Source organism: Streptomyces sp. NPDC051064 (genome assembly GCF_044455985.1).
Taxonomy (GTDB): domain Bacteria; phylum Actinomycetota; class Actinomycetes; order Streptomycetales; family Streptomycetaceae; genus Streptomyces.
On the sequence record NZ_JBITFK010000003.1, the window covers coordinates 483,776 to 499,970 of the forward strand.

A 16,195-nucleotide genomic window follows, 5' to 3' on the forward strand; every position below is an offset into this window, starting at 1 on the left:
AGCCGGCGGGGCCCGGCGGCCGTCCCGCCGGGCCCCGCATCTTCACGCGAGCACAACGTCAGAGGGAGTGGAGGTACTGTTCCGGCACGTGCACGTCGCCGCCCAGCACACGCGCCGTGTGCCGGGCGAAGGACGGGTCGCGCAGCAGCTCGCGCCCGAGCAGGACCGCGTCGGCCTCGCTGTCCGTGACGATCTTCTCGGCCTGCTGCGGCTCGGTGATCAGGCCGACGGCTGCGACCGGGGCCCCGGCCTCGGCGTGCTTTTGGTTTTGGTCACACATCCCCAACAGCAGCCTATGGCCCCCGAGTTGCGGCGGTGCGCAGCGCGCCACGGCCCCGACCTGCACCTCCGGCGGCTCAGCCGCTGCACACTCGGCGGCGACCTGCTCGCGCATGCGCTGCTACCTGTCACATGAGTCGCAATCAACACCGAAACATTCGCAGGACGTTATGGATGAAACGCCGCAGGTCAAGCCGATCGAATGGCCGGTCCGAACGGATGGACAGTCGGATCGGCGGTTTCGTGGACGGTGTTTACCTGGCCGGTCGCCTCTCATCTCCGTGACACCCCATTTTCCGAACGACGTCCGAGATCTCGACCCTCTTCAAATGATCCCCCGGGAAGAGGAGCTCGAGGTGTGCCCGGACGATCAGGCGGACGACTGCTCCGCCTCCTCGCGACCACCGGCGCTCATCGCCGAGTTGGCCAGCCCGTGGATGGCGCGGGAAGAGCCCCGGCTGGGCGAGCGGCGGAGCCATGACCGTACGCGCCGAGGGCGGCGGACCCAGCCATCAACCGGTCTTCACCGACCCGGTGATCGCGGCCCTGGCACACACTGGCCGATTCCTTCGCCCACGCCACCGCGAGGGTGTTGAGCAGCAATCCTCGGAGCGGATACGCGTCGAGCACGCCGACGCCGAGCACGAGCAGTGGAGGCCTCTCCAGCGGTACCTCGGCCGCCGACCCATCCGACCGTCGCCGACCTCGCCGCAGAGCGGTAATCACCCACCAGCCACAGCTGCGCACGACACCGTAAGTTTCGGTGAACTTTCGGAAATTAGTCATTGACTGCCGCTCTGCGCCGAGCGCATACTCTCCAGCTATCGACACCTCCCCGTAACGGACACGACTCCTTACGGACATACCCGTCCACCTGGCACGTCCACACGCGCATGCCCGGAGCCGGAAAGCAAGGGTTGCAGTGATCGACACGACTTCGCGCACTGGGCCCGACTCTCACTGTCGCCACGGTCGGCCTGCCGCTTGCACGCCCAGATCACCACATGTACGAGACCTTGGCACCCAACAGGCCATTGCTTTACGCAAACCATTCGCCCCCATTGTGACAATGACGACAGATCAGGGAGTTTCCACGATGACGAGGAGAGCACCCAGCGCGACGGCTGTCGCGATCGGCTTGGGGATCGCACTCGCTGCCACCGGCTGCGCCGGCGGCGGCAACGACATCAGCAACGGTTCGTCCGATGGCAAAGTCACGGTGACCATCTGGGAGAACGCGACAACCGGACCCGGCGTGAAGTACTGGCAGGACGCCGCGAAGGCGTACCACGCGCTGCACCCGAACGTTACGATCAAGATCCAGGGCATCCAGAACGAGGACTTCGACGGCAAGCTGCAGACCTCGCTCAACTCGAGCTCCGCGCCGGACATCTTCCTGCAGCGAGGGGGCGGCAAGATGCGGGCCATGGTCGCCGCCAGCCAGATCCAGGCGCTGGACCTCACCGCCACTGACAAGGCGAACGCGGGCGCGGCAGGTGTCGCGGGCAACACGATCGACGGCAAGGTCTACGCCATGCCGGCCAACACGCAGCCCGAGGGCATCTACTACAGCAAGGACCTGTTCAAGAAGGCCGGCATCACCTCGACGCCGACGACGATGGACGAGCTCGAGGCCGCTGTCGCGAAGCTGAAGGCGATTAAGGTCGCGCCGATCGCGGTCGGTGCCAAGGACGCCTGGCCGGCTGCGCACTGGTACTACAACTTCGCCCTGCGCGAGTGCAGCCAGGACACCATGTCGACGGCTGCCAAGTCGCTCAAATTCGACGATGCGTGCTGGACCAAGGCCGGCGACGATCTGGACGCGTTCCTGAAGGTCGACCCCTTCCAGAAGGGTTACCTGACGACTTCGGCGCAGCAGGGCGCCGGGTCGTCGGCGGGCATGCTCGCGAACCACAAGGCCGGCATGGAGCTCATGGGCAACTGGAACCCCGGAACGATCGCCAGCCTGACCCCGGACCAGAAGCCGCTCCCTGACCTGGGCTGGTTCCCCTTCCCCGCCGTGTCCGGTGGCCAGGGCGACCCGACCGCCATCATGGGCGGCAGCGACGGATACTCGCTGTCCAAGAACGCACCGAAGGAAGCCTTCGGCTTCCTCCAGTTCCTTGTGACCAAGGACCAGCAGGAGGCCTTTGCCAAGGCCTTCAACTCGATCCCGGTGAACAAGGAAGCGCAGCAGGTCGTCACCGACTCCTACAACGTCTCGGCGCTGCAAACCTTCAACAAGGCCGGATACGCCATGCAGTTCCTCGACACCGAGTACGGCCAGAACGTCGGCAACGCCATGAACACCGCCGTCGTGAACCTGATGGCCGGCAAGGGCAGCGCCGCCGATGTCGTCAAGGACATCAACGCAGCTGCCGCGAAGGGCTGAGTAAGCAGACAATGAGCGACACCCTGGGTACGGACGCGGCCACCGACCGCCAGTCGCAGGGCACGCCTCGAGTCGGGGGCGCGGCCGAGTCCGCGTCCTCGACTTCGCCGCGAGCGGCTGGACGCCGCCGCGGCCGTGCCAAGATGCGACTCGAGATCGCGGTCCTGTCCGGACCGGCGATCATCATGTTCTTCGCGTTCGTGATCTTCCCGGTCGCGCTCGCTGCGTACTATGGCTTCTACCGGTGGCACGGCTACGGGGCGGCCACCGACTGGGTCGGCCTGAACAACTACAAGCTGATCCTCACCGACTCCGCGTTCCAGCAAGTTCTGTGGCACAACTCCCTGATCATGGTGCTCTCGCTGGTCTTCCAGGGCCCGCTGGCGATCATCCTCGCGCTCCTGCTCAACCAGAAGATCCGCGGCCGCTCGATCATTCGCGTCCTGATCTTCGTGCCCTACATCATCTCCGAGGTCATCGTCGGAACCGGCTGGAGCCTGATGCTCCAGAGCAACGGCGCCGTCAACGACCTGCTGCAGCACATCGGCCTGGGCTTCCTGCAGGCTGACTGGCTCTCCGACCCGGAGCTGGCCATCTGGACCCTGATGGGCATCATCTCGTGGAAGTACATCGGCTTCGCGGTGATTCTGATGCTCGCCGGGCTGCAGTCGATACCCGAGGAGCTCTTCGAGGCCGCTCAGATCGACGGCGCCTCCTACTGGCAGATCCAGCGCCGCATCACGCTGCCACTGCTGGGGCCGACGATCCGCATCTGGGCGTTCCTCTCGATCATCGGCTCGTTGCAACTGTTCGATCTCGTCTACATCATCTGGGGTCAGTACGTCTCGGGCACTGCGGGCACCTCGACCATGGCGATCTATATGCTCGCCCAGGGCCGCAATGCGGGCAACTACGGCTACGGCAGCGCCGTCGCGGTCGTGATGTTCCTGATCTCGCTCATCGTCGCGCTGATCTACCAGCGCTTCGTCCTGCGCCGTGACCTCCAGGGCGCCGTCACTGAAGGAGCAGCCTGATGAGCGCGACGACCGGAACCTCCTGGCTTTCCTCCGCCGGGGAGCCGAGTGCGCCCATCGACCGTCGCGACAGTCGTGACAAGCCGCAGAAGTGGGGGCATCCGTTCACCTACTTGATCGCCCTGCTCTTCATCGGGGGCTGCATCGCACCGGTGCTCTATATCGTGCTCGGCGGATTCCGTACCAACTCGCAGATCACCACGAGCCCGGCCGCCCTACCGCACCCCTGGGTCATCAGCAACTACGTCAACATCCTGACGTCGACGACGTTCTGGGGCGAATTCGCCAACTCCCTCATCGTCGCGTTCGTGAGCACCACCGGCATCGTCGTCCTCGGCCTGATGGTGAGCTTCGTGATCGCACGCTACGACTTCAAGTTCAAGGGCGCGATGTATTCCCTGTTCGCCGCCGGCCTGATGTTCCCTATGGTCATCGCGATCACCCCGCTGTACATCGTCATCAAGGGCCTCGGCCTCGTCGACAACCTGTTCGGCGTGATCGTCCCGCAGATCGCCTTCGGCCTGCCGACGACCGTCATCATCCTGGTGCCGTTCCTCAGAGCCATTCCCAATGAGATCGAGGAGGCCGCCGCCATCGACGGTGCGAGCCGACTCGGATTCTTCTTCCGCATGGTGGTCCCGCTGTCGCTGCCCGGTGTCGTGACAGTCGGCATCCTTTCGTTCATCGGCAGCTGGAACAACTACGTCCTGCCCCTGTACATCCTCAACTCGCAAGCGAACTTCACGCTGCCGCTCGGCGTGCAGGCGTTCTCCTCGCAGTACTCCGCGGACACCGCGCAGGTCCTCGCGTTCACCTCACTCGCCATGCTGCCCGCACTGGTCTTCTTCTCGATCTTCGAGAAGCGGATCGTCGGCGGTCTCACCGGTGCCGTGAAGGGCTGAAGCCGGCACCAAGATCTGCACCGGACCGTCTCACGCATGCCCCTGCCGTACCTCCGGGAGGGGCAGGCGGCTGATCGGCGGCATCGCTCAGCCCGCGGCACGCCCCGCCACGTCAGCCAGCCATCGACGGGATACGGCCTGCGCTGAGGCAGCCGCCATCCCGGACACGAACCTCCAGTGCAGTTCCCGAGTGGTGGGAGTGCGTTCGCGGATCGTACGTACGGAAGACGGCGCCCCGGCGGGCAGGTCAGGCCGCCGCGTCCGGGGCGGTGCCGTCGTCGGCCACGAGATGGCAGGAGACCTGCCGCCCGCCGGGGATCTCGCGCAGAGCGGGCACCTCGGTGCGGCAGCGGTCGACGGCGAGCGGGCAGCGGGTGTGGAAGCGGCAGCCGGGCGGAGGGTCGAGCGGGCTGGGCAGCTCACCGTGCAGCACGATGCGCTCGCGGGAGCGCTGGGCGACGGGGTCGGGGACCGGCGCGGCGGAGAGCAGTGCCTGGGTGTAGGGGTGCTTGGGGGCGGCGAACAGTTCGGCGGTCGGGGCCTGTTCGACGATCTGCCCGAGGTACATCACGGCGATCCGGTCGGCGAGGAATTCGACGGCGGCCAGGTCGTGGGTGATGAACAGGCAGCCGAAGCCCCGGTCACGCTGGAGGTCGGCCAGGAGGTTGAGCACGGACGCCTGGACCGAGACGTCGAGCGCCGAAGTGGGTTCGTCGGCGACGACCAGGTCGGGGTCGCAGGACAGGGCCCGGGCGATCGAGATGCGCTGGCGCTGCCCGCCGGACAGCTCGTGGGGGTGCCGGTCGGCGTGCTCGGGGCGCAGCCCGACCTGGCCGAGCAGTTGCTCGACCCGTTCCCGTACGGCCGCTCCACTGGCGCGGCGGTGCAGCCGGATGGGCTCGGCGATGATCTGGCCGACCGTCATCCGGGGGTCCAGCGAGGACGAGGGGTCCTGGAAGACCAGATGGAAGTCCTTGCGCAGGGGGCGCAGGGCGCGGCGGGAGAGGTGGCTGATGTCGGTGCCGTTGATGTGGACGGTGCCGGCGGTGGGTTCGTCGAGGCGTACGGCGCACCGGCCGACGGTCGACTTGCCGCTGCCCGACTCGCCGACGAGGCCGACGACCTCGCCGCGGCCGATGGTGATCGAGACGCCGTCGACGGCCCGGACGGTGCCGCCGCCGGAGGCACCGAAGTGCCGTTCCATGCCGTTGATCTCCAGCACCGGGGGGTGCGGGGCGTCCGCGTCACCCTCGCGCGGTGCGGGGACGGTGGTCTGTGCGGTGGTCACTTTCCGGCCTCCTGGATTTCGGTGCTGGTTCCGGGACCGGCCCCGGGGCCTGTCTCCGCGGCGTACGGGTGCCAGCAGGCGGCCCGGTGCGGCGCGTCCGCTCCGGCCTCGGGGCCGACGGCACGGAAGCCGGGGCGGCTGCCGGTGCAGGTGTCGTCGGCGCGGGAGCAGCGGGGCGCGAAGGTGCAGGCGTCGGGCTGGCTGTCCAGGCTCGGGACCAGGCCGGGGATCTCGGGCAGCCGCCGCTTGCCCTCGCCGCCGGGCCGCAGCACGGCGCCGAGCAGACCACGGGTGTACGGATGCCGGCCGGAGGCGAACAGGTCGTGGACCGGGGCCTGTTCGACGGCTCGTCCGGCGTACATGACGAGCACCCGGTCGGCGGCGTCGGCGACGACCCCGAGGTCGTGGGTGACCAGGACGATGGCGGTGCCGAGGCGCTCGCGCAGGGACTGGAGGACTTCGAGGATGCCGGCCTGCACGGTGACGTCCAGGGCGGTCGTCGGTTCGTCGGCGATGAGGACGGCCGGGTCGCAGGCAACCGCGATGGCGATCATGACGCGCTGCCGCATGCCGCCGGAGAGCTGGTGCGGGTACTCGTCGATCCGGCGTGCCGGCGCCGGGATCCCGACGAGTTCGAGGAGCTCCACGGCGCGGGCCTTGGCCTCCTTACGGCTCAGACCCTGGTGCCGGCGCAGCACCTCGCCGATCTGCCGGCCGATGGTGAGGACCGGGTTCAGCGAGGTCATCGGCTCCTGGAAGATCATCGCGATGTCCTTGCCGCGGACGTGTCGGAGCTCCTTCTCCGGAGCGCCGACCAGCTCCCGCCCACCGAGCCTGATCGAGCCGCCGACGCGGGCGGTCGGCGGGAGCAGGCCCATGGCGGCCATCGAGGTGACGGACTTCCCGCAGCCCGACTCCCCCACCACGGCGAGGACTTCCCCCGGAGCCAGGTCGTAGGAGACCCCATCGACCGCGTGCACGGTGCGGGCGTCGGAGTGGAAGGAGACCGACAGGTCGCGCACGCTCAGCGCGGGTTCGGCCGCCGTCTTCCGCGCGGGTTCGAGAACGGTCTCGGTCATCGGGTCGCTCCTCGGGGGTCCAGGACGTCACGCAGCCCGTCGCCGAGCAGGTTGAAGGCCAGCGTCGCGGCGACGATCGCGAGGCCGGGGAAGACGGCCAGCCAGGGGGCGGGCGCCAGGAAGGACTGGGCGCCCGAAAGCATCACACCCAGCGAGGGGTTCGGCGGCTGGACGCCGAGGCCGAGGAAGCTCAGCAGCGCCTCGCCGATGATCGCGGCGGGGATGCCCACGGTCGCCTGGACGATCAGGGCGGAGGTGGCGTTGGGGAGGATGTGCCGGAAGAGGACGGTGCCGTCGCCGCCCCCGTTGGCGACGGCCGCGGCGACGTAGTCGACGTGTTTGAGCCGCAGGGTCTCCGCCCGGGTGATCCGGATGACGGCGGGGATCTGCGAGATGCCGATGGCGATGGTCGCGTTGGTGAGCGACGGGCCGAGGATCGCGGCGAGTCCGACGGCGAGCACCAGGAAGGGGAACGCCAGCATGGTGTCGGTGAGGCGGGAGACCGCGGTGTCCGCGAACCGGCCGTAGTACCCGGCGAGCAGCCCCAGCGGTACGCCGACGAGGAAGGCCAGCACGACGGCGACGATGCCGACCTGCATGGACGCGCGGGCGCCGTGCACGATGCGGGAGAGCTGGTCGCGGCCGAGGTCGTCCGTACCGAGCCAGTGCGAGGCGCTGGGCTCGGCCAGGACGTTCCCGAAGTCGGGCTGCGACGGGTCGTACGGGGCGATGAGCGGGGCGAACAGGGCGGCCAGGATGAAGACGGCGGCGATGACCGCGCCGGTGAGCGCGAGCCGGTTCCTGCGCAGGGCGCGCAGCTTGCCGCCGCCGGACTTCCGCTTGTCCGCCGCGGGCGGGGTGGGGAGCACTGTGGTCGCGGTGGTCACCGGGCACCTCCGAGCCGGATGCGCGGGTCGATGACCGAATAGACCACGTCGACCAGCAGGTTGATGAGGATGTACGCGGCGGAGGTGCAGAGCACCACCGCCTGGAGTGTCGCGTAGTCGCGGGTGAAGACGGCGTCGATGGTGAGCTTGCCGAAGCCGGGGAGGACGAAGATCTGCTCGGTGACCACGGCGCCGGAGATCAGGTGGCCGAGCTGGAGGCCGAGCACGGTCACGACGGTGACGAGCGAGTTGCGCAGCGCGTGACCGCCGACGACGGAGCCCCTGGAGAGGCCCTTGGCGCGGGCGGTCCTGACGTAGTCGGCGGAGAGCGAGTCGAGCATCGCGGCCCGCGTCTGCCGCATCACGACGGCGGCGAGGCCGGAGCCGAGCACGATCGCGGGGAGCACCATGCGGCGCAGGTTGTCGACGGGATCGGTGCCGAAGGGTACGTAACCGGAAGCGGCGAACACCGGGATGGCGATGGCGAATCCGAGGACGAGCACGATGCCGAGCCAGAAGGTCGGGATGGAGAGACCGATCAGCGCGATGGCGTTGGCGATCCACTCCTCCGGCTTGCCGCGCCGGACGGCGGCGACCACTCCGGCGCCGATGCCGACCACGATCGCCAGGAGCAGGGAGAGCGCGGCCAGTTCCAGCGTGACGGGCAGGGCCTGCCCGATCGCGTCGGCGACGGGGAGGCCGGTACGCGAGGAGGTGCCGAGGTCGCCGGTCAGGGCGTGCCCGATGAACCGTCCGTACTGGATGACGACGTTGTCGTTCAGGCCGTAGCTCTCGCGGACGGCGGCGAGTGCCTCGGGGCTGCGTTCCTCACCGGCCAGCGCGAGCGCCGGGTCGCCGGGCAGGGCCCGGATGCCGGCGAAGACGACGATGCTGACGAGGAAGAGCGTGATGAGGGACTGACGCAGGCGCGTCAGCAGGTACTTCGTCATCGGGTGTACCCCGCATTCTTGACCCGGACCAGTCCGTCGCCGTAGACGTGGATGCCCGCGATGTCCTTGCCGGCGACGACGTAGTTCTTCTGCCGGTAGAGGTAGATCAGGGCGTGGGCGTCCTGCACGCGCCGGGTGAGCTCGTCGTAGATCTCGGTGCGCCGTTCGGGGTCCGCGACACTGCGGCCCTCGGCGATCAGCTTGTCGATCTCCGGATCGCCGAGACCGTAGGCGTTCATGGCGCCCGCGGTCTTGAGGAAGCTGGCGACGTTGCCGTCCGGGTCGAGCCGGCCGGACCAGCCGCTGGTGAAGACGTCGTAGTCGCCGGCGTCGGTCTCCGCGAGCATGGTGGCGTACTCGGTGGGACGCAGCGACAGTTCGAAGCCCGCCTCCTTGACCATGGCCTGGAGCACCTGCCCGACGCGACCCTGCTCAGGGGTGGTGGACGTCTTCAGCTCGATCTTCACCGGGGTCTTCACCCCGGCCTCCTTCAGCAGCTCCTTCGCGCGGTCGACGTCCCGCCGGGGGCAGTCCTCCGGCTCGACGCCCGGGGCGATGGCGGACTGCGGGGAGATGGGGCCGCAGGCCGGTTCGTACATGCCCTGGAAGACGACCTTGTTGAGCAGGTCGCGGTCGACGGCCAGCTCGAAGGCCTCGCGGACCCGGACGTCACGGGCGATCGGGGTGTCGATCTTCCCGGGCTTCTGCCCGAGGCCCTTCACGTTGCCGACGTTGAGTCCGATGCCCTGGTAGCCGAGCGAGGGCGAGTTGAACAGCTGGAGCTTCGGCTCGGTCAGGGCGCTCTGTACGTCGACGGGTGCCATCTGGTCGCCGACCTGGAGGTCGCCGGAGCGCAGGTTGGCGAGCCTGACGTTGCCGTCGGGGATCGGCTTGTAGACCACACCGTCGAGGTGCACCTGGTCGGCGTCGTAGTAGTTCGTGTCCTTCTTGAGCACGATCCGGTCGCCGCCGACGCGCTCGACGAAGCGGAAGGGGCCGACGCAGGAGGGGTGGTTGGTGAAGTTCTTCCCGTACTTCTCGAGTGCGGTGGGTGACATCACCATCCCGGCCCGGTCGGCGAGCACGCCGGTGAGCGGGACGTAGGAGTGGTCGAGCGTCAGCCGGACCGTGAGCGGCCCGGTGGCCTCGGCCTTGCTGACCGGTGCGAGTTCGGTGGAGCGCGCGGATCCGGGGAGATCGCGGTGGCGCATCAGCGAGGTGACGACCGCGTCGGCGTCCAGCCGGGTGCCGTCGCTGAATTTCACCCCCGGACGCACCTTGAAGGTGACCGTACGGCCGTCGGCCGAGGTGGTGGGGAGCGACGAGGCCAACTGCGGCACGACGGTGCCGTCCTCGTCGATGTCGTACAGCTTCTCGCACATGCTCGCGAAGACCGTGCGGCCTACGAGGGTCTGCGCGAGGGTGGGGTCCAGCTTGTCCGGGTCGGAGTTGAGAGCGACGGTGAGTGTCCCGCCGTCGCGTACGGACCGGTCGTCGGTCATGCGCACACCACCGACTTCGGTCGCCGAGGACTGCAACGACGCGCAGCCCGAGGTGAGGGACACCAACGCAACCGCCACCAGGGCAACCGCTTTTCGGCGCACGGGGGCCTACCTCCCGCCAGGGGTGATCAAGGAATATCGCCGACCGTATTTCGCATACAGTCCGCAAGGCAAGGCCTCGGCCCACATAGCGGACGGGTTTTACCTGACGATCGGATAACGGAACGCCTGTGGTCGCCCCGGCACGACCGCTCACCTGCGGGTCCCGGGGCCGCGACGGCCCGGATGCGGCCTCCGGTTCGTATACGGATGCCCGGAGCCTTCCGCTCCGCATCCGACGGCGGCCTGGGCGGCGGCGCCGGCAGCCGTCGTCATGACTACGGACCGGAGTCACCGCGCGTCGCGGCGGTTTCCTGATCTCCTGTCCCGCAGCCTCATTACCGATGGTCACTCGCGGGGAAGACAACGAGCCCGGCGAGCGCTGATGTCACAAGCGGTTCAACTCATCGGAGGCCCGGCGATGCACGGCGAATACAAGGTTCCTGGCGGCAAACTCGTGGTGGTCGACCTGAAGAATCAGGACGGCGTGCTGCGCGACGTACGGGTCGCGGGCGATTTCTTCCTGGAACCCGACGAGGCCATCACCGCGATCGACGAGGCGCTGGAAGGCGCCCCCGCCGACACCGACACCGCAGGTCTGGCCGCCCGCGTCGAAGCGATGCTGCCCGAGGGCACCGTCATGTACGGAATCACCGCCGAGGGCGTCGCCGTGGCGGTCCGGCGCGCACTCGCCCAGGCCACCGACTGGACCGACTACGACTGGCAGCTCATCCACGAGGGACCGCAGTCCCCCGCCCTGCACATGGCCCTCGACGAGGTGCTCACCGCCGAGGTCGCCGCCGGGCGCCGGCCCCCGACGCTGCGCGTCTGGGAGTGGGGCGCCCCGGCGGTCATCATCGGCAGCTTCCAGTCCCTCCGCAACGAGGTCGACGCCGAGGGCGCGGCGCGCCACGGCGTGACGGTCGTGCGCCGCATCTCCGGCGGCGGAGCCATGTTCGTGGAGGCCGGGAACACCATCACGTATTCCCTTTCGGTCCCCTCCTCCCTGGTCTCAGGACTTTCGTTCGCCGACTCCTACGCCTATCTCGACGAATGGGTTCTCGACGCGCTCGGCGACATGGGGATCAAGGCCTGGTACCAGCCCCTCAACGACATCGCGACGGACGTCGGCAAAATCGCCGGAGCCGCCCAGAAACGCATGGTCGGCCCCGACGGCGGGCCGGGCGCGATCCTCCACCACGTCACCATGTCCTACGACATCGACGCCGGCAAGATGCTCGATGTCCTCCGCATCGGCAAGGAGAAGATGTCCGACAAGGGCACCAAGTCGGCCAAGAAGAGGGTCGACCCGCTGCGCCGTCAGACCGGCCTGCCCCGGGAGGCGGTCATCGACCGCATGGTGCGGTCCTTCCGCGACCGCTACGGACTCGCCGCCGGCGGTGTCACCCGCGAGGAGCTGGCGCGGGCGGAGGAGCTGGCCGCCACGAAGTTCAGCAGCACGGAGTGGACGGCACGGGTGCCGTAGGCGCGCTCCGGCGCCGGGCGGGGCGGAGCCCGGAACGCGCGCGGCCGCCCCGGCAGGTGGGCACCTGCCGGGGCGGCCGTCGTTCAGCGCGATGCGGGGGGGATCAGCCCAGGGTCGCGATGGCCTTGTTGAAGGTGGCCGACGGACGCATGACGGCCTCCGCCTTCGCGGGGTCGGGCTGGTAGTAGCCACCGATGTCGGCCGGCTTGCCCTGGACGGCGGCCAGCTCGTCGATGATGGTCTGCTCCTGCTCGGACAGCGTCTTGGCGAGCGGTCCGAACGCCTCGGCGAGCGCGGCGTCGTCGGTCTGCCGCGCCAGCTCCTGCGCCCAGTAGAGCGCCAGGTAGAAGTGGCTGCCGCGGTTGTCGATGCCACCGATCTTGCGGCTCGGGGACTTGTCCTCGTTGAGGAAGGTGCCCGTGGCCCGGTCCAGGGTGTCGGCGAGCACCTTGGCGCGCGCGTTGTCCGTGGTGGTGGCGAGGTGCTCGAAGCTGACCGCGAGGGCGAGGAACTCACCCAGGCTGTCCCAGCGCAGGTAGTCCTCCTTGACCAGCTGCTGGACGTGCTTGGGCGCGGAGCCGCCGGCACCCGTCTCGAACAGTCCGCCGCCGTTCATGAGCGGGACGACGGAGAGCATCTTCGCGCTGGTGCCCAGCTCGAGGATGGGGAACAGGTCGGTGAGGTAGTCACGCAGCACGTTGCCGGTGACCGAGATGGTGTCCTCGCCGCGGCGGATGCGCTCCAGGGAGAAGGCCGTGGCCTCCTCCGGCGTCCGGATGGAGATGTCCAGGCCGTCGGTGTCGTGGTCGGCCAGGTAGGTGTTGACCTTGGCGATGAGGTTGGCGTCGTGCGCGCGGCCCTCGTCGAGCCAGAACACGGCCGGGTTGCCGGTCGCGCGGGCGCGGGTGACGGCGAGCTTGACCCAGTCCTGGATCGGGAGGTCCTTGGTCTGGCACATCCGGAAGATGTCACCTGCGCCGACGGCCTGCTCCAGCACGACGTCGCCCTTGCCGTCGACGACCCGCACCGTGCCGGTAACGGGGACCTCGAAGGTCTTGTCGTGGCTGCCGTACTCCTCGGCCTTCTGCGCCATCAGACCGACGTTGGGCACGGAGCCCATGGTCGACGGGTCGAAGGCGCCGTTGGCGCGGCAGTCGTCGATGACGACCTGGTAGACGCCCGCGTAGCTGCTGTCGGGCAGGACCGCGATGGTGTCGGCCTCGTTGCCGTCCGGGCCCCACATGTGGCCGGACGTGCGGATCATGGCGGGCATGGACGCGTCGACGATGACGTCGCTCGGCACGTGGAGGTTGGTGATGCCCTTGTCGGAGTCGACCATCGCCAGGGCCGGGCCCTCGGCGAGCTCGGCCTCGAAGGACGCCTTGATCTCGGCGCCGATGTGCGGCACGGAGTCGAGGCCCTTGAGGATGCCGCCGAGGCCGTCGTTCGGGGTCAGGCCGGCCGCCGCGAGCGCGTCGCCGTACTTGGCGAAGGTGTTCGGGAAGAAGGCGCGGACCACGTGGCCGAAGATGATCGGGTCGGAGACCTTCATCATCGTGGCCTTCAGGTGCACGGAGAACAGGACGTTCTCGGCCTTGGCGCGCGCGACCTGTGCGGTGAAGAACTCACGCAGCGCGGCGACGCGCATGACGGCCGCGTCCACGACCTCGCCCGCGAGGACCGGGACGGACTCGCGCAGCACCGTGGTGGTGCCGTCGTCGCCCGCGAGCTCGATGCGCAGCGAACCGGCCTCGGAGATGACGACGGACTTCTCCGTCGAGCGGAAGTCGTCGACGCCCATGGTGGCGACGTTCGTCTTCGAGTCGGCGGTCCAGGCGCCCATGCGGTGCGGGTGCGCCTTGGCGTAGTTCTTGACCGACGCGGGGGCGCGGCGGTCGGAGTTGCCCTCACGCAGGACGGGGTTCACCGCACTGCCCTTGACCTTGTCGTACCGCGCGCGGACGTCCTTGTCCTCGTCGGTCTGCGGGTCGTCCGGGTAGTCCGGAAGCGCGTATCCCTGCTCCTGGAGCTCTGCGATCGCGGCCTTCAGCTGCGGGATCGAGGCCGAGATGTTGGGCAGCTTGATGATGTTCGCGCCGGGAGTCCTGGCCAGCTCACCGAGCTCGGCGAGGGCGTCATCGATACGCTGATCGGCCTTGAGACGCTCCGGGAAGCCGGCGATGATCCGCCCCGCCAGGGAGATGTCGCGGCGCTCCACCGTGACACCCGCGGTCGAGGCGTACGCCTCGATGACAGGCAGGAACGAGTACGTCGCCAGGGCAGGGGCCTCGTCGGTGTGCGTATAGATGATGGTCGAGTCAGTCACCGGGTGCTCCGCTCCACGTCTGCAACATTGCTTGACATCAAGATATCTCGTGACCGGCCCCCTCTCCACAGTGGCCCGCGCCCATTCCGGCGGAACCGGTCACTCCTGTCCGGCGGGGCGCGGAGTGCCGGGGGCCCTGCGCGCTTCGACCAGCCCGGACTCGTACGCGAAGACGACCAGCTGGGCCCGGTCACGGGCGCCCAGCTTCGTCATGGCACGGCTGATGTGGGTCTTGGCCGTGAAGGGGCTGACCACCATGTGGACGGCGATCTCCTCGTTGGACAGCCCCCGCGCCGCCAGGGCGGTCACCTCACGCTCACGGCGGGTGAGCGTCTCCAGGCCCGGGGCGGTGGCACGGTCGGGGGGCCTGGAGACGAACTCGCCGATCAGCCGGCGCGTGATGGACGGGGAGAGCAGGGCCTCACCGCCCGCCGCGACCTCGATGGCTCTCAGGAGTTCGGCCGGTTCGGTGTCCTTGAGCAGGAATCCGGCGGCCCCGGCGCGCAGGGCGTCGAAGACGTACTCGTCGAGACCGTAGTTGGTGAGGATGACCACATGCACGCCGTCGAGCGCCGGGTCGGCCGCGATCTCGCGCGTGGCGTCGATCCCGGTCATGACGGGCATCTGTACGTCCATGAGCACCACGTCCGGGGTGTGCGCGCGGACCAGCTCCACGCCCGCCCGTCGGCGGCCTCCCCGGTGACCTCGATGCACTCCTCGGCGTCCAGCAGCGCACGGAATCCGGCGCGCATGAGGGCCTGGTCGTCGACGATCACGACGCGGATCATCCGGTGCCCCTCCGGGGTGCCAGCGGCAGTTCGGCGCGGACCGAGAAGCCCCCTCGGGCGCGGGGCACGGTTTCGAGGGTGCCGCCGAGAGCGGTGACGCGCTCGCGCATGCCGGTCAGTCCGGTGCCGGGCGTGACCTGGTCGCCGGGCAGACAGGGGCCCTCGTCGTCGACGGACACGACGAGCGCCGTGTCCGCGTAGGTGAGCCGCACCGAGGTCCCCGCCCGGTCCGCGTGCCGGGCGACGTTGGTCAGTGCCTCCTGCACGATGCGGTACGCCGCGCCGTCGACCTCGGCCGGCACGGCCCGTACGTCTCCCCCGACGGCGACGGTCAGCACGATGCCCGCGGCCCGGGCCCGCCCGGCGAGCTCGTCCATCCGGTCGAGACCGGAGCCCGGGTCCACCACGTCGGTGCGGAGCACCTCCAGTGTCGAGCGGAGTTCCCGCATCGCCTCGCCGCTCGCCTCCTGGATGGCGAGCAGCGCCGGTTCCACTTCCGCGCCCCGCTTGCGGGCCAGATGGACGGCGACCCCGGCCTGGAGCTTCACGATCGAGATGGAGTGGGTCAGCGAGTCGTGCAGTTCGCGGGCGATGCGCAGCCTTTCCTCGCCCGCCCGGCGCAGGGCCGTCTCCTCCCGTGTGCGCTCGGCGTCCAGCGCACGCTTCTCGGTCTGCCGCAGATAGGCCTGCCAGTTCTTGTCGATGAGGCCGGTGACCCCTGCGCACAGGAACCAGCCGAGCAGGAGCAGCGTGCGCTCGACAGTGTCCTGGACTCCCGGCACGGAGACGAACAGCACCACGGAGTAGCCGACGAGGAACACCGCCCCGACTCCGGCCGCCTGCGCCCGGTACCCGTTGCGCGCCGCCGCGTGGACGGCGACGACCACGGGGAGCGCCACCCAGCTCCCCGGATGCGCGTGGACGGCGTACCCGGACATGCAGAGCGTGGTCACCACGAGCACGGCGCGGGGCGCCCGGCGGTGCGCGGCGAGCGCGAGGGAGCCGGCCAGGACGAGCAGAACGTCGAGGCCGCCGGGCGAGGAGGCCAGGCACGCCGCCGTGACGACGTCCGCCCCGATGACCGCCGCGGCCGCCGCGTCCAGCAGTGTCCGCCGGTCGATGTCCCCCCGCATGAGCGGCACACTAACTCCCGTACGCCGGCGGGCGCGTCGTCCTGGAGGAC

General features: G+C 69.2%; 11 protein-coding genes and 2 pseudogenes. 4 read left to right on the plus strand and 9 right to left on the minus strand.

Translation table 11 applies throughout. From position 1 onward, the window contains the following. Positions 1 to 58 precede the first annotated feature (58 nt). Positions 59 to 256: pseudogene (locus ACIBCU_RS14040) on the minus strand (NADH:flavin oxidoreductase/NADH oxidase); the annotation flags it as partial. A gap of 1,119 nt (positions 257 to 1,375) precedes the next feature. On the opposite strand from ACIBCU_RS14040, the gene ACIBCU_RS14045 reads away from it, so the two are divergent. Genes ACIBCU_RS14045 through ACIBCU_RS14055 form a run of 3 tightly spaced genes read left to right on the plus strand, consistent with a single transcriptional unit; the run spans position 1,376 to position 4,607 of the window. After that, on the plus strand, positions 1,376 to 2,671 hold the full coding sequence (locus ACIBCU_RS14045) for an extracellular solute-binding protein (RefSeq protein WP_362932180.1): 1,296 nt from the start codon (positions 1,376 to 1,378) through the stop codon (positions 2,669 to 2,671). An 11-nt stretch (positions 2,672 to 2,682) separates the two neighbouring features. After that, on the plus strand, positions 2,683 to 3,705 hold the full coding sequence (locus ACIBCU_RS14050) for a carbohydrate ABC transporter permease (protein ID WP_399231453.1): 1,023 nt from the start codon (positions 2,683 to 2,685) through the stop codon (positions 3,703 to 3,705). Next, positions 3,705 to 4,607: a carbohydrate ABC transporter permease gene (locus tag ACIBCU_RS14055; protein WP_362932176.1), complete on the plus strand. Its 903-nt coding sequence runs from the start codon at positions 3,705 to 3,707 to the stop codon at positions 4,605 to 4,607. The genes ACIBCU_RS14050 and ACIBCU_RS14055 overlap by 1 nt, the downstream gene beginning before the upstream one ends. Positions 4,608 to 4,854: 247 nt before the next feature. Here ACIBCU_RS14055 and ACIBCU_RS14060 read toward each other — a convergent pair whose 3' ends face one another. Genes ACIBCU_RS14060 through ACIBCU_RS14080 form a run of 5 tightly spaced genes read right to left on the minus strand, consistent with a single transcriptional unit; the run spans position 4,855 to position 10,313 of the window. After that, on the minus strand, positions 4,855 to 5,895 hold the full coding sequence (locus tag ACIBCU_RS14060) for an ABC transporter ATP-binding protein (RefSeq protein ID WP_399231455.1): 1,041 nt from the start codon (positions 5,893 to 5,895) through the stop codon (positions 4,855 to 4,857). Next, complete coding sequence (locus ACIBCU_RS14065; protein WP_399231457.1) at positions 5,892 to 6,974, minus strand: ABC transporter ATP-binding protein; 1,083 nt, start codon at positions 6,972 to 6,974, stop codon at positions 5,892 to 5,894. The genes ACIBCU_RS14060 and ACIBCU_RS14065 overlap by 4 nt, the downstream gene beginning before the upstream one ends. After that, complete coding sequence (locus ACIBCU_RS14070; RefSeq protein ID WP_399231459.1) at positions 6,971 to 7,861, minus strand: ABC transporter permease; 891 nt, start codon at positions 7,859 to 7,861, stop codon at positions 6,971 to 6,973. The genes ACIBCU_RS14065 and ACIBCU_RS14070 overlap by 4 nt, the downstream gene beginning before the upstream one ends. Next, positions 7,858 to 8,811 carry an ABC transporter permease gene (locus ACIBCU_RS14075; RefSeq protein ID WP_362932172.1) on the minus strand — a complete coding sequence of 318 codons (954 nt, stop codon included), beginning with the start codon at positions 8,809 to 8,811 and terminating at the stop codon, positions 7,858 to 7,860. Before ACIBCU_RS14075 ends, ACIBCU_RS14070 begins: the two co-directional genes overlap by 4 nt. Beyond that, a complete protein-coding gene (locus ACIBCU_RS14080; protein ID WP_399231462.1) occupies positions 8,808 to 10,313 on the minus strand; it encodes an ABC transporter substrate-binding protein in 1,506 nt (501 codons plus the stop codon). Before ACIBCU_RS14080 ends, ACIBCU_RS14075 begins: the two co-directional genes overlap by 4 nt. Before the next feature lie 520 nt (positions 10,314 to 10,833). On the opposite strand from ACIBCU_RS14080, the gene ACIBCU_RS14085 reads away from it, so the two are divergent. Then, entirely contained in the window at positions 10,834 to 11,898 is a 1,065-nt protein-coding gene (locus tag ACIBCU_RS14085) for a biotin/lipoate A/B protein ligase family protein (RefSeq protein ID WP_399231464.1), read from the plus strand. Between the two features lie 103 nt (positions 11,899 to 12,001). On the opposite strand, the gene ACIBCU_RS14090 is transcribed toward ACIBCU_RS14085, so the two are convergent. The 3 genes and pseudogenes from ACIBCU_RS14090 to ACIBCU_RS14100 form a co-directional block, all read right to left on the minus strand. Then, positions 12,002 to 14,224, minus strand: coding sequence for an NADP-dependent isocitrate dehydrogenase (locus tag ACIBCU_RS14090; RefSeq protein ID WP_362932166.1), 2,223 nt, complete (start codon positions 14,222 to 14,224; stop codon positions 12,002 to 12,004). A 99-nt stretch (positions 14,225 to 14,323) separates the two neighbouring features. Next, positions 14,324 to 15,012 (minus strand): annotated as a pseudogene (locus tag ACIBCU_RS14095) (response regulator). Beyond that, entirely contained in the window at positions 15,009 to 16,145 is a 1,137-nt protein-coding gene (locus tag ACIBCU_RS14100) for a sensor histidine kinase (protein WP_399231466.1), read from the minus strand. The pseudogene ACIBCU_RS14095 and the gene ACIBCU_RS14100 overlap by 4 nt, the downstream one beginning before the upstream one ends. Positions 16,146 to 16,195 lie beyond the last annotated feature (50 nt).